This is a genomic window from Amphritea japonica ATCC BAA-1530 (assembly GCF_016592435.1).
GTDB classification, from domain to species: Bacteria; Pseudomonadota; Gammaproteobacteria; order Pseudomonadales; family Balneatricaceae; genus Amphritea; species Amphritea japonica.
The window spans coordinates 2,025,562-2,039,031 of sequence record NZ_AP014545.1; the positions used below are offsets into that span (position 1 = coordinate 2,025,562).

General features: G+C 46.2%; 15 protein-coding genes. 4 read left to right on the forward strand and 11 right to left on the reverse strand.

The window, feature by feature from the left end; all coding sequences use genetic code 11:
- Positions 1-15 precede the first annotated feature (15 nt).
- A complete protein-coding gene (leuC, locus tag AMJAP_RS09395) occupies positions 16-1,434 on the reverse strand; it encodes a 3-isopropylmalate dehydratase large subunit (protein ID WP_019622281.1) in 1,419 nt (472 codons plus the stop codon).
- Positions 1,435-1,597: 163 nt separating this feature from the next.
- Here leuC and AMJAP_RS09400 point away from each other — a divergent pair, with 163 nt between their 5' ends.
- The 4 genes from AMJAP_RS09400 (at position 1,598) to speD (ending at position 5,498) form a co-directional block, all read left to right on the forward strand.
- Complete coding sequence (locus AMJAP_RS09400; protein WP_019622280.1) at positions 1,598-2,479, forward strand: LysR family transcriptional regulator; 882 nt, start codon at positions 1,598-1,600, stop codon at positions 2,477-2,479.
- Positions 2,480-2,529: 50 nt separating this feature from the next.
- Positions 2,530-3,480, forward strand: coding sequence for a poly(R)-hydroxyalkanoic acid synthase subunit PhaE (locus AMJAP_RS09405; protein ID WP_026340175.1), 951 nt, complete (start codon positions 2,530-2,532; stop codon positions 3,478-3,480).
- On the forward strand, positions 3,477-4,550 hold the full coding sequence (phaC, locus tag AMJAP_RS09410) for a class III poly(R)-hydroxyalkanoic acid synthase subunit PhaC (RefSeq protein WP_019622278.1): 1,074 nt from the start codon (positions 3,477-3,479) through the stop codon (positions 4,548-4,550). The genes AMJAP_RS09405 and phaC overlap by 4 nt, the downstream gene beginning before the upstream one ends.
- Positions 4,551-4,682: 132 nt before the next feature.
- Positions 4,683-5,498, forward strand: a complete 816-nt coding sequence (gene speD, locus AMJAP_RS09415) for an adenosylmethionine decarboxylase (protein ID WP_019622277.1) — start codon at positions 4,683-4,685, stop codon at positions 5,496-5,498.
- A gap of 119 nt (positions 5,499-5,617) precedes the next feature.
- Here speD and AMJAP_RS09420 read toward each other — a convergent pair whose 3' ends face one another.
- The 10 genes from AMJAP_RS09420 to aroC all read right to left on the reverse strand — a co-directional run bounded on the left by AMJAP_RS09420 (position 5,618) and on the right by aroC (position 13,448).
- Positions 5,618-6,178 carry a hypothetical protein gene (locus tag AMJAP_RS09420; protein ID WP_019622276.1) on the reverse strand — a complete coding sequence of 187 codons (561 nt, stop codon included), beginning with the start codon at positions 6,176-6,178 and terminating at the stop codon, positions 5,618-5,620.
- 48 nt (positions 6,179-6,226) lie between these two features.
- The gene (locus AMJAP_RS09425; RefSeq protein ID WP_236588714.1) at positions 6,227-6,997 is read right to left on the reverse strand and encodes a transposase; all 771 of its coding nucleotides are present in this window, start codon (positions 6,995-6,997) and stop codon (positions 6,227-6,229) included.
- Positions 6,998-7,208: 211 nt separating this feature from the next.
- A complete protein-coding gene (locus AMJAP_RS09430; RefSeq protein ID WP_019622275.1) occupies positions 7,209-7,652 on the reverse strand; it encodes a hypothetical protein in 444 nt (147 codons plus the stop codon).
- A 192-nt stretch (positions 7,653-7,844) separates the two neighbouring features.
- Positions 7,845-8,147 (reverse strand): transposase, encoded by a 303-nt coding sequence (locus tag AMJAP_RS09435; RefSeq protein ID WP_026340174.1) that lies wholly within the window; start codon positions 8,145-8,147, stop codon positions 7,845-7,847.
- A 490-nt stretch (positions 8,148-8,637) separates the two neighbouring features.
- Positions 8,638-8,982 carry a hypothetical protein gene (locus AMJAP_RS09440; RefSeq protein WP_019622273.1) on the reverse strand — a complete coding sequence of 115 codons (345 nt, stop codon included), beginning with the start codon at positions 8,980-8,982 and terminating at the stop codon, positions 8,638-8,640.
- Between the two features lie 165 nt (positions 8,983-9,147).
- On the reverse strand, positions 9,148-9,633 hold the full coding sequence (gene phaR, locus AMJAP_RS09445) for a polyhydroxyalkanoate synthesis repressor PhaR (RefSeq protein WP_019622272.1): 486 nt from the start codon (positions 9,631-9,633) through the stop codon (positions 9,148-9,150).
- A 63-nt stretch (positions 9,634-9,696) separates the two neighbouring features.
- The gene (locus AMJAP_RS09450) at positions 9,697-9,957 is read right to left on the reverse strand and encodes a DUF6489 family protein (protein ID WP_019622271.1); all 261 of its coding nucleotides are present in this window, start codon (positions 9,955-9,957) and stop codon (positions 9,697-9,699) included.
- Between the two features lie 125 nt (positions 9,958-10,082).
- Positions 10,083-11,240, reverse strand: coding sequence for an MFS transporter (locus AMJAP_RS09455; protein WP_019622270.1), 1,158 nt, complete (start codon positions 11,238-11,240; stop codon positions 10,083-10,085).
- Between the two features lie 152 nt (positions 11,241-11,392).
- Complete coding sequence (speE, locus tag AMJAP_RS09460; protein WP_019622269.1) at positions 11,393-12,244, reverse strand: polyamine aminopropyltransferase; 852 nt, start codon at positions 12,242-12,244, stop codon at positions 11,393-11,395.
- A gap of 115 nt (positions 12,245-12,359) precedes the next feature.
- On the reverse strand, positions 12,360-13,448 hold the full coding sequence (gene aroC / locus AMJAP_RS09465; RefSeq protein WP_019622268.1) for a chorismate synthase: 1,089 nt from the start codon (positions 13,446-13,448) through the stop codon (positions 12,360-12,362).
- Positions 13,449-13,470: the final 22 nt, after the last annotated feature.

Genomic DNA, 13,470 nt, shown 5'->3' on the forward strand with positions numbered 1-13,470 from the left:
TCGCTCTCCGCTACCTTATTTAATCAACTCACGCACATCGATAAAGTGGCCGGTAACCGCAGCAGCGGCTGCCATCGCCGGACTTACCAAATGGGTACGGCCGCCAAAGCCCTGACGACCTTCGAAGTTACGGTTAGAGGTAGAAGCACAATGTTCACCATTACCCAGCTTATCCGGATTCATCGCCAGACACATAGAGCAGCCTGGCTCACGCCACTCAAGCCCTGCCGCAACGAAGATCTTATCCAAACCTTCTTTTTCAGCTTGCGCCTTAACTAACCCAGAGCCTGGCACCACCAACGCCTGAATAATATTTTCAGCAACTTTGCGCCCTTCAACAACCTTAGCCGCGTCACGCAAGTCTTCAATTCGGGAGTTAGTACAAGATCCGATAAACACCCGATCTAACTGAATGTCCGTTATCTTCTGGTCCGCCTGAAGACCCATATAGGTCAAGGCCCGGTTAATACCATCGATCTTAACCTGTTCTTTCTCTGCCTCAGGATTAGGCACCTGTCCGGAAACCCCGACCACCATCTCTGGTGAAGTTCCCCAGGTCACCTGTGGCTCAATATCCGCAGCATTTATTTCGACCACCGCATCAAACTCAGCATCAGCATCTGAAACCAGATCACGCCATTCAGCCACTGCAGCATCCCAGTGCTCGCCTTTCGGTGAGAATGGACGGCCCTCAAAGTAATCAATGGTAATCTGATCAACAGCGACCAAACCGACCCGCGCACCGGCTTCAATCGCCATATTGCACACGGTCATACGGCCTTCCATCGACATCGCGCGGAACACATCACCACCAAATTCGATTGCATAGCCAGTGCCGCCGGCAGTACCGATTACACCGATAACATGCAGCACAACATCTTTAGGGGTTACCCCAAGGCCAAGCTCACCATCTACACGTACCAACATGTTGCGCATCTGTTTAGTAATCAGACACTGTGTCGCCAGTACATGCTCTACTTCGGAAGTACCTACACCGTGCGCTAACGCACCAAGCGCACCCAACGTAGCGGTATGGGAATCACCACAGACAGCAGTGCTGCCCGGCAGAATAGCGCCCTGCTCCGGAGCCATAACGTGCACAATACCCTGACGATGATCATTCATCTTAAATTCAAGGATGCCGAATTCATCACAGTTCTCATCCAGTGTTTTAACCTGAATCTTAGAAACCGGATCGATAATTTCGTCTACACCACCGGAACGCTCAGTCGTCGGCACGTTATGATCCGGTGTTGCGATGTTTGCATCGATACGCCATGGTTTACGACCGGCAATTCGCAGCCCTTCAAACGCTTGTGGTGACGTCACTTCGTGTAACACCTGACGATCGATATAGATCAATGAACTACCATCTTCGTTGGTACGCACTAAGTGCGACTCAAAGAGTTTGTCGTATAACGTTTGTCCAGCCATGTGGGATTCCTCACTGCATCTTTGAAACCGGCTGTTCTACGCACAGCCTTTAGTATGCTGCAATCCTAGTGCAGCATTAACCAGAAAACAAATTCATATTTTTTATAGTTTGCATTCCATTTAGGAATATCTACACTATTCCCAACAACACAGGATGGTCATTATGGATACAGGCTCATTACAGGCGTTCGTTGCCGTCGCTGAAACCGGTTCTTTTTCTCGTGCTGCCGAACAGCTTTTTCTGACACAGTCAGCCATGAGTAAACGTATATCGATACTGGAACAGCAGCTCGATTGCCGTTTGTTTGATCGCATTGGTCGAACAGTCAGCCTGACAGAAGCCGGACAGGAGCTCCTGCCCCGAGCACGCAAAATATTACTGGCACTGGAAGATGCCCGTCGCTCTTTGAGTAATCTGAGCGGTGAGATAAGCGGCAGCCTCTCCGTCGCTGCCAGCCATCATATAAGCCTGCATCGCCTGCCTCCGATATTGCGCCAATTCACCCGGGAGTGCCCAGAGGTTAAACTGGACCTGCGCTTTGATGAATCAGAAATTGCCTATGACAACGTACTCAGAGGCAACCTTGAGATCGCACTCATCACCCTGTCTCCGAACCCGGACCCGAATATTCTCTCCCAGACAGTCTGGCAGGATAAGCTACACTACGTGGTTGCCTCCGATCACCCACTAGCCAAATTAAAGCAGGTAACCCTGGAACAGCTCACTGACTATCCGGCAATTCTGCCCGGAACCGCCACCTTCACCCGCCTCATCGCTGAACAACCCTTTGCCAAACTTAACCTGCAACCGGATATCGCTATGTCGACCAATTATCTGGACACGATCAAGATGATGGTTGAGATCGGACTCGGCTGGTCACTGCTACCGGAAACCATGAGTGAGCACAGTCTCAGCGTGTTAAATGTCGATGCCCCGCCGGTCACCCGCGAGCTGGGTTACATTACACATAAAGAGCGAACGCTGAGTAATGCTGCAAGACGCTTTATACACCTTTTGGATCAAGCGGCAGAAAAGGGTTCATAAACCTAACTCAGTTCTTTAATATGATTACCAGACCTTAAGCGTGGAAACGGATGATGACTGATAGCTCTGACACAGGAACCGACTCAAATGCGACTAGCTGGCTGCAAGAGCAGTTGCAGCAATGGCAGGAGACGCTGCAGGCAAACAACCCGGCAGCGGGAGAATCATGGCAAAGCTTTCTAAACAGCATCCAAGCCCCCGATATGACAGACTTCTCGGATCAGCAAGCCAACCTGATCGGTCTGGTCAAAACGCAAACCGATCAGTTCAGTCGCTTTACCGAGGCTCTTCTGCAATCAAAAAAGCAACCGGCTCTGGATACAGAGGTACTGGTTGATCAGTTCCAGGACTATATGCAAGCTCAGTGTAACGAACTACTGAGTCGCCAATGGAATATTCCCGAACCATTAGCATCAATGTTTAAGAACTCACTTCTGACGGCGGAGTCACTCGAATCAACGCCCATGCGTGAAATGCTGGAACAGCTGGCAAAGTCTCCCGAAATTGGCAGCGGCTCATACAGTCCTGCTCAAATGCGATCCATCGCTCAGGCCTGCATCGATTATCAGGATGCATTAGGCGACTATCTACAACAATATGATCAAATCTTCAGTCAGACCGGCGATGATCTCAAGCAGCTACTGCAAAATCAGAACACTGAGATAGACAGCGTCAAAGCGCTGCAAAACCTCTGGGTTGATTGTTACGAAAATGCCTACCGTGACACAGTCTTTACCGATCAATATCAGAACAGCCACGGCCGCATCAGCAACAGCCTTAATCGGGTGCGCAAACTGGCATTCAGCAGCCGTGACAAAAAGCTTAAAGAGCTTGGTCTGGTCACCCGGGAAGAACTCGATAGCACTATACGCCAGCAACATAAGATGCGTAAACACCTGAGACAGCAGCAGCAAGAGATCGACGAATTGCGCAGTATGCTCACCGAGCTGAAACCCAGAACGTCATCCGGTAAGAAAAGCAGCAGAGGTAAACCTCAATGAGTGGATTTAAATTCAGCCCGGAGAAGCTCACCGAAGAGTTGAGCCAGTTCAATGAACAACTGTTGCAAAGCTTTAGTACCCTGCAATCCCTCGATGATATAGAGGTCGGTCAGACGCCTAAAGAGATCATCTACACCGAAGACAAGCTGCAACTGTTTCATTACCAAAGTGAGAAAACACCGGGACGTAAACGCTGTAAAACACCTTTATTGATCTGCTATGCACTGGTTAACCGTCCCTATATGGTCGATCTGGATCAGGAGCGCTCCTTTGTTAAGCGCCTGTTAGAGCTCGGCATCGATATCTATCTGATCGACTGGGGCTATCCCGACGCGGCTGATCGCTATCTGGATATGGATGACTACATCAACGGCTATATCAATAACTGTGTCGACCAGGTCCGCCAGAATTCAGGCCAGGAGAAGATCAACCTGCTGGGTATCTGTCAGGGGGGTTCTCTCAGCCTCTGCTATACCGCGCTCAACCCAAACAAAGTTAAAAATCTGATCACAATGGTCACCCCGGTAGATTTTAAAACCCCGGACAATATGCTCAGCCACCTGACCCAGCAGATCGATGTAGACCTTGCCGTAGAGACCTACGGCAATATCCCCGGCGCCATGCTAAACGATGCTTACAATGCGCTGATGCCGATGCGACTTGGCCTGCAGAAAAACCTGAATATCCCCCGACAACTGAAAGATCAGGCTTCAGCGTTGAACTTCCTGCGCATGGAGAAGTGGATCTATGACAGCCCAGACCAGGCCGGCGAGATGTTTCGTCAGTTTTTAACCACCTTCTTTAAAGAGAACGGCTTCCTCAATGCCTCGGTAACCGTCGCCAATCAGCCAGTGGACCTGAAGAACATTTCCCAGCCGCTGCTGAACGTGTTTGGCAGCTCTGATCATCTGGTCCCCCCTGCTGCCTCCCGAGCCCTTAGCGGCTTAACCGCCAGCAACGACTATACTGAGTATGAAGTTGCCTCCGGTCATATCGGGGTGTTCGTATCCAGCAAATCACAAACCGAAGTAGCGCCCAACATCGCCGAGTGGCTTAAAGAGCATGATTAGCGATGAATTAATGCCCTCTTTAATTCATCGCTAACTGAAAATTTTGCTTTTTTCCGCCGGACTTCTCATCTAAAATCCGCCCATTATTTCTCGTACACAAAGACCGACTGGTTTTAGCTGGAGTTTACGACGTTGCCATCCAACGGAAAAATCAAACTACAGGGTTTTAACAACCTCACAAAAAGCCTGAGCTTCTGCATCTATGATGTCTGCTATGCCCAGACCGCAGAGCAGAAAGCGGAGTACATCGAATATATCGATGAGCAGTATAACGCCGACCGTCTGACGGAGATCCTCACAGAAGCCTGCGAGATCATCGGCGCCACTGTATTAAACGTTGCACGTCAGGACTACGAGCCTCAGGGTGCCAGCGTTACCATTCTGGTCGCGGAAGAACCGATTAAAGATTCAGACAATGTTGATACCACAGAGAAACCAGGCCCATTGCCAGACTCGGTAGTTGCCCACCTGGACAAGAGTCATATCTGCGTACATACCTATCCTGAAGCACACCCCGATGACGGAATATGTACCTTCCGAGCCGATATCGAAGTCTCTACCTGCGGCATCATCTCGCCTCTAAAGGCGCTGAACTACCTGATCCATAAACTGGATTCCGATATCGTCACCATGGATTACCGGGTCCGTGGCTTTACCCGTGATGTAAACGGCGTAAAACATTACATCGATCATGATATCAACTCGATCCAGAACTTCATCAGCCAGGATATCCGCGATCAGTATCAGATGGTCGATGTGAACGTGTATCAGGAAAATATCTTCCACACCAAGATGATGCTCAACGATGTTGATCTGAACACCTACCTGTTTGGCACCACCACCGCCGACCTCACCGGACGTGAAGTTGAAGAGATTAACGAACGTCTCTACAAAGAGATGAACGAAATCTTCTATGGCCGGAACATGCCGGATATGAAAGGCAAGTAAAAAAAAGCCCGCGTTGCGGGCTTTTTTTACTTAGAACGGCGCTGCGCGCCTGCTAGTCGCTAGTGGTTAGACGTCGCTTCGCGACTTGCTGGGAAAAGCATTCAAATTGGTTAATTCATTCAAGCTCGCCACCTCTTAGTTTCATCAATTAAAACTTGAATAAAAATAATAAAAATAATAAAGAAAAACATAATTGAAGTTTTCTTAGACAACCTATCTCTCTCAGAGATATATTTACGAATCATTTCGTTATATGAAAGAATAACAACATCATCTTCTGCACGTTTAAATGACAAAGCAAAAACACCATCTGACAAGAAACAACACGTGTCAAATTCATACCAATAAACCTTAATTCTTTTGTCTTTATGGCTAAGAACCCTTCCATAAACATTTATAGCCGCAAAAGATAATTTGCTATTAATCATATTTACACGTGATACAGAACTTGACCGTCCTGGCTTATGGACTTCAATAAACCCAACTGACAATGATAAATCTTTCTGACTTGGAACATAGTAATCCTGTTCACAATAACTTAGAAACAATAAAATAATAACAAACAAAATATAGAAAAAATTTCTTAATAAAAATCGAGCAGTAAGTTTAAATAAAGTGGACAGATCTATTTTACCCATACCATTACCCTTTGACTGGCCTTCCCTGTCCTTGTTGCTCATTCCTTCTCCCTGTTATCCCTTCAATTTCATCTACAAATTTTGTTCGAATCAATGGCGCGAATCAATGGGGTCAGTGTCATTGATTTTTAGCTCGTTCACGGTATGCCTCGGATTTCCTATCTCCTCCTCGTGCCTCCTCCTCGTGCCTCCTCCTCGTGGAATGGCAGCAACACGACGCTTAGTTTGTTCTTCGACCTGCTCTTTGAAGCGCACAGTCCCTAACACCCAGGCCTTGTCAGTCGAATTCCTAATCGTTTCCAATGTGTTTTCTTCTATATTATTATCAAATAAAGAAACATAACTACTGAGCCTTTCAGCCTGCGTTTTACCTAGTTGTTGATATACCTCATGAGGACTAATCAATACAATCGACTTACCTACTGCATTCGCTTGGTAGCTTGACCATGGGTATTCAACTGGATGCTCAACCATAGCAGCCCTGACTGAGTTCAACTCAATATAACGCATCACTGTCAGCAAATAGGTATCACTATCGACTAACGTAGATTTATAGCGCCCGTCCCAAAGCGTGCCCGTCCTTTGGTATGTTTTATTAATATAAAGCACATAGTACCGCCCCAGTGATTGCATAAGTTTACTAATACTCCACTCATCGACTGCTGTCAGCAGCAGGTGAACGTGGTTAGTCATTAGCACATAGGCATGAATTTGAACCTTATGTTTATCAGCGTATAAACTGAGCTTATCGATATACACTTTATAGTCTTCATCAGTAAAGAATGTAGCTTGACGGTTATTGCCTCGTTGAATGATATGCTGAGGACATCCTGGTAAAAACAATCGAGGTAAGCGTGCCATAATTTATCTCCATATAAATCATAAAAAGCAAAGCTAGCCCTTCAAAACTATAAAATCAATGACTCTGACCCTATTGATTTTCGACCCTATTGATTTTCCTTCACTACCTTTTACATCTTTGATAAAGTGCTATTATTCACGACACCAGCTAATCTTTGATTTGCTTCAGCTACTGTAGTAATCATTCGATATCCTTATCTTTATTTATAAACTATCTGATTAATTGAACAACAACATCGTCTAATTCATTTACAATGCCAAAACACCCAAAACACTCAATAGCTTCCTTTAAGATATTAAACTCATCTTCATTCATAGAATTTAAATAATTATTTTTATTACCAGCAATCAGATCCCAAATAACCAAATATGGTCGATCATAAATATTACCCGAACCCTTTGAAGACTTATCTGTTTCAAAAACGATTTCCATTCCATCTATATTAAGAACCCATTTAAAACGATTTGAAAACTCTTCTTTACCTATTCCAAGTAGCATCAGATAAATATTTCTTTCTTTATCAACGGTCCAATGATACTTAAATCCAGAAGGCAACCCTCGCTTAATCAAAGAAGGTTTTGCTGAACATTTAACATCAAACAAACCATATTTTTCAATATCCGCCTCAGTAACATATTCATTTATAAATGACATTCTTATACTCCAAAACCAAATAAAACGTTAAATTAATTCCGCAACATACTTTACAATATTCATCGCTCCCTAACACTCTCATTCTTATATCTCAGCAACGGCGTTAATACATACTCAATCAAATACCGCTTACCGGTTTTCACCTCGGCGCTAATGCTCATACCGGGAACCATAGAATCAATGACTCTAACCCTATTGATTCCTGGTATGTTTTATTAATATAAAGCACATAGTACCGCCCAGTGATTGCATAAGTTTACTAAAACTCCACTCATCGACTGCTGTCAGCAGCAGGTGAACGTGGTTAGTCATTAGCACATAGGCATGGATTTGAACCTTATGTTTATCAGCGTATAAACTGAGTTTATCGAGATACACTTTATAGTCTTCATCAGTAAAGAATGTAGCTTGACGGTTATTGCCTCGTTGAATGATATGCTGAGGATATCCTGGCAAAAAAATAATCGAGGTAAGCGTGCCATAATTTATCTCCATATAAATTATAGAAAACAAAGTTAGCCCTTCAAAAATATAAAACCAATGACTCTGACCCTATTGATTTTGACCCTATTGATTCCGTGATTTTTTCTATCGAATAATTTTTCCTCTAAATAAAATTAGGGAAACCAGCCTAATCAATTAGACAATATAATTTATCTATTATTCAGAATCATCATCAATAAAAACTTCGTCCCAAATAAAAGCTCTGGCAGACCGTACACCCAAACTTCTACGCACACTCACATCAGCACGACCCATTAAATAACCTAAAGTTAAAAAAAATGTTAGAAATAACCTAAGCCCTGATATAAATGAAAATGACAACAAGAAAAATTCGCTAAAAAAAGTGTATAAATTACGCACTTCTAAATCATCATATATATTGCTAACAAAAACCCATATCAGAAAAGCAGCAATACAGAATAGAAAATACTTTATTATCAAGTTCGTACTCATTTATACAACTCACAATTACATGTAGAAATTAGACAATGCGAATCAATGGGGTCAGCACCTCGGCGCTAATGCTCATACCCGGCACCAGATTAACTTCTCGGCCATCCACCCAGAGGGTATTGATTTTCATCAGCATGCGGGCTTTGTAGATCAGGCCGCGCTGTTCATCAGCGGTAGCATCGCTGGAGACGTTATCGACTACCGCGTCGATAACGCCGTATTTGGTAAAGGGGAAGGTGTTGTTCTCAGGAAGATATGAAAAAAGACTCAGGCCGTAAAGATACTGTTTAGTGCAAAGCCGTCGAAGAAAGGCTGTAACTCTAAAATGAGAGGCTTGTGCCTGTTTCTCAGGCTGCCTGGGCGTCTGTTCCATCGACTATATAATCCATTATATTTACGCACTTGATCACAGGATCATAGTAGATTCACTGCTCAATTACAAAAACCTGGAACAGCTCCTTGCTGCACCTACTGCAAACACGAAAAAGCCCGCTCAGGTTATTAAGAACAGGAAGCGGGCTTCGTTAAGCAGTAAAAACTACTTATCTTCTTTTGGCGGTTCCGCATCGTTGCTGGCGGTTTTCTCTGCTGGCTTCTCTCCACCCGGTGGGGTGAAGATGTTCCACATTGCCATATTCTGATCGGCAATTTTGTTCATCATATTTAGCGGATTGCTCGCGCCGATCATGTTTTGCATCTGCTCGCGGATACGTTCCTGCTGATCGATAAAGGTGGCGATGCTCTGCTCCAGATACTGACTCATCATCCCCTGCATGCTGTCACCGTAGAAGCGGATCAGTTGCTGCAGTACCTGATTGGTTAGTAGCGTACCGTGGCCCAACGCTTCCTGCTCACTAATAATCTGAAGCAAAATGTTACGGGTCAGGTCGGCACCGGTTTTAGAGTCCTGAACCTGAAAGTTCTCCTGACTCAGTACTAGCTCCTTTACATCTTCGAGAGTGATATAGCAGCTGCGTGACGTATCGTATAAGCGGCGATTGGTGTACTTTCTGAGAATTCTCAAAATTTTCTCTCTCTATGTTCTGTTTCTGTCTTCTGCGATGCGCATAAAGATCAGCCAACAGCTTTATTTTTTTTCAGCGCTTTTACTGCTGTTGGTATAAGTCGACATCATGTTCATCAGCATTTTCTGTATCGTATCCATCGATCCAAGACCCGTCGCCATATAGGGCTGAAACAAGGTTAACGGATCATATCCATCAGCCCCTGCGTCCATCCGTTCCTGTATTTTGCTCATCATGTCATTCTGAAACGATTCAACATCAGGAAGGCCTAATACCTTACGGAGCTCTTCCGGGGTCATTTCAACATCTATTTTGAAATTCATGTGCACCTCTCAACGATCAGATCAACCGATCTCAGGATTACGCGTACATTTATACTGCAAAATTGCGATTCAACAACTTATCCACTCTATCTCTAATACTATACCAACTGCGGTGCAAAACAAATTTACCGATTCGTATTTGCACAATTTTCTGGTTTTATCCAAATAGTTGCGCACAAAACAGCTAAAGACACCGCACCTGCCGCCACAATAAATGTTGCAGCTGCACCCAGGGATTCCCAGAGAAAACCACTGCACAATGCCCCCAGAGCACCTCCCACACCAAAACCAACACTACTGAACATCGCCTGCCCTTGTCCGTGATTAGCAGGTGAGAAGTAATGATGTACCAAGGCGATGCCGATTGCGTGCAGGGCACCAAAGCTCACGGCATGCAGGCTCTGTGCAAATAACATCAAAGCCTGGTTTTCGGGTATCAGGCCGATCAGCAGCCAGCGCAGCACGCAAAGCATGAGACTACCGATCATCAATCGGCGCAGACCAAAGCGACCAATCAGACGGTGCATATAGATAAATACGATGACTTCAGCAATAACACCGACAGCCCAGAGCATGCCAATCTCTGCCCGGCTATACCCCAGGCTTTCCATCAGGACAGAATAGAAGGTGTAGTATGGTCCATGACTGAACTGAATCAGCAGACAGATAACGAAGAACGCAATAATCTGTGGGCGCAGCAATTGCTGCATAAAACCGCTTTCATCACTATGACGCGTCAACGCTTTACCCTGAACAAACAGTGAGGAGAGCCAGATCAGCAGCATCAGCCCCAACATCAGCCAGGGCAACCAGCGTATATCGATCACATCCAGCAGCCAGCCTATCGCCAACACCGTGACGATAAAGCCGATAGAGCCCCAGAGGCGGATACGGCTATACAACTCGCTCTTTTCACCCAGATGAATCAGGGTTAACACCTCAAACTGGGGGAGCACCGCATTCCAGAAAAAGCTGAAACCGAGCATCACCAGCGCGATACCCAGCGCACTCTCTTGCCAGAAAATAAGCACAAAAATCAGACAGGTAAAAAATGAGCCATAGCGAACAATGCGTATCCGCTGCCCGGTGCGGTCTGCCAGCCAGCCCCAGAGATTCGGTGCAACAATGCGCGAGGCCATGAGGATGGCCATCAGCCCACCGATAGTCTCTGCATCAAAGCCAAAGGATTTTAGATACAGGCTCCAGTAAGGCACTAACGCACCTAACAGCGAGAAGTAAAAGAAATAGAAGCCCGAGAGGCGGGTATAGGTATTCAGTTTCATCAGCCGGCGGTGAGCCTTCCTGTCTTATAAAGAGATTAAAACTAACTACAACAGATTAGCGGCTCTGAGATGTAAAAATCCACCGGTTTATTCAACGGGTGGATTTTTCAGAAGCGCGCAGCAATCATACGCGCCGTTATCTTTCAGTGCGATTAAGCGTCGCCTAACTCTTCGAGTATGTACTGCGGCAATGCAAAACTGCCAACATGGATCGCCGGATTATAATAACGGGTTTTAATGCCACTGGCGTTAAAGCGTTCGGTAATCAGTTCTACTGATTGCTGACGAACAGTATGATCATCGCAGGCCCAGGCAAAAGTCATCGCCCCACCGATGTAGGTCGGCACTGCCGCTGTATAGAAAGTCTGGTCTGAAAAATACGGACTCAGTCGCTGACGCGTGGTTACCACCTCTTCCGGTTGCATGTAGACCACACCGTTTTGTGCGACAAAGATCCCCCCCTCATTCAGGCAGCGTTTACAGCCTTCATAGAAGCGACTACTAAACAGCACCTCACCCGGCCCTACAGGATCGGTACAATCCGAGATGATGACGTCGTACTTTTCATCGCTCTGACAGACATAGTCGATACCGTCGCCGATAACGATCTTCGCCCTGGGGTTATCGTAAGCACCTTGTGAATGATTTGGCAGATGTTCAACACACATGTCGATAACAGCCTGATCAATTTCTACCTGAGTCGCACTTTCAACCGTTGGGTGTTTCAGCACTTCGCGCAGCATACCGCCGTCACCGCCGCCAATGATCAATACCTTTTTCGCGGCTCCGTGGGCTAACAGAGGCACATGGGTGAGCATCTCGTGATAGATAAACTCATCCTTCTCTGTTGTCTGAATAATGCCATCCAGCGCCATGACGGTGCCGAATTTAGGGTTACGAAAGATAATCAGATGCCAGGAGTCTGTCTGCTGTTCAAACAGTACTTCTTCAACATCAAAAGCCTGGCCGTAACCATCGTAAAGGGTTTCTTTATAGACTGTCATAGCTATATGCACCACAACTAAAGGCGTCAAATACGCCAGAGTTAATAACAAGAAACCCCTATCCACTGATACAAGCATCAGCCGATAGGGGTTACAAAAAATTTAGTTCAGGGTTTTACCCTTTAAGCACCGGTGTTTCGCAAGTCACATCGGCATTTTGTGCACGATGCCGCAGAAAGTGATCCATCAGCACAATGGCCATCATCGCTTCGGCAATCGGCGTAGCCCGAATGCCAACACAAGGGTCATGGCGCCCCTGAGTGACCACTTCAATTGCTTCACCCCGGCTGTTAATGCTCTGCCCCGGCAGACGTAAACTAGAGGTGGGCTTCAACGCGATATGCGCCGTAATCTCCTGACCAGTAGAGATCCCCCCTAAGATACCGCCGGCATGGTTTGACAGGAAACCTTCCGGAGTCATCTCATCACGATGCTCAGTACCCTTCTGCTCGACACAGGCAAATCCATCACCGATCTCGATGCCTTTGACCGCATTGATGCTCATCAGTGCATGTGCCAGATCGGCATCCAGCCGGTCGAAAATCGGCTCGCCTAAGCCCACAGGAATACCGGTAGCTGATACAGAGATCTTAGCGCCGACAGAGTTACCCTCTTTACGCAGGGCATCCATATAGGTTTCCATTTCAATGACTTTCACCACATCGGGACAAAAGAATGGATTTTGTTCTACCTGGTCCCAGTCAAACGCGTCGATTTTGATAGGGCCTAACTGTGACAGGTAGCCACGTACTTCAACACCTTTTTGTGCAAGAAACTTCTTGGCGACAGCGCCGGCAGCAACTCGCATTGCCGTTTCACGAGCCGATGAACGTCCCCCACCCCGGTAATCACGAAAGCCATACTTATGGGTGTAGACGTAGTCAGCATGTGCCGGACGGAAGGTTTCTTCGATATTAGAGTAGTCTTTAGAGCGCTGATCGGTATTTTCAATCAACAAGCCGATAGGCGTACCGGTGGTTTTTCCCTCAAACACACCGGAGAGAATTTTCACTTCATCCGCTTCGCGTCGCTGTGTCGTATGGCGGGAAGTACCCGGCTTACGCCGATCCAGATCCCTTTGCAGATCGGCTTCTGTCAGCTCGATACCCGGAGGGCAGCCATCAATAATACAACCCAGTGCCGGGCCGTGGCTTTCGCCGAAGGTGGTGACGGTAAAAAGCTTACCGTATGTGTTTCCTGACATCGTATGTTCCCGATTTCAAAAC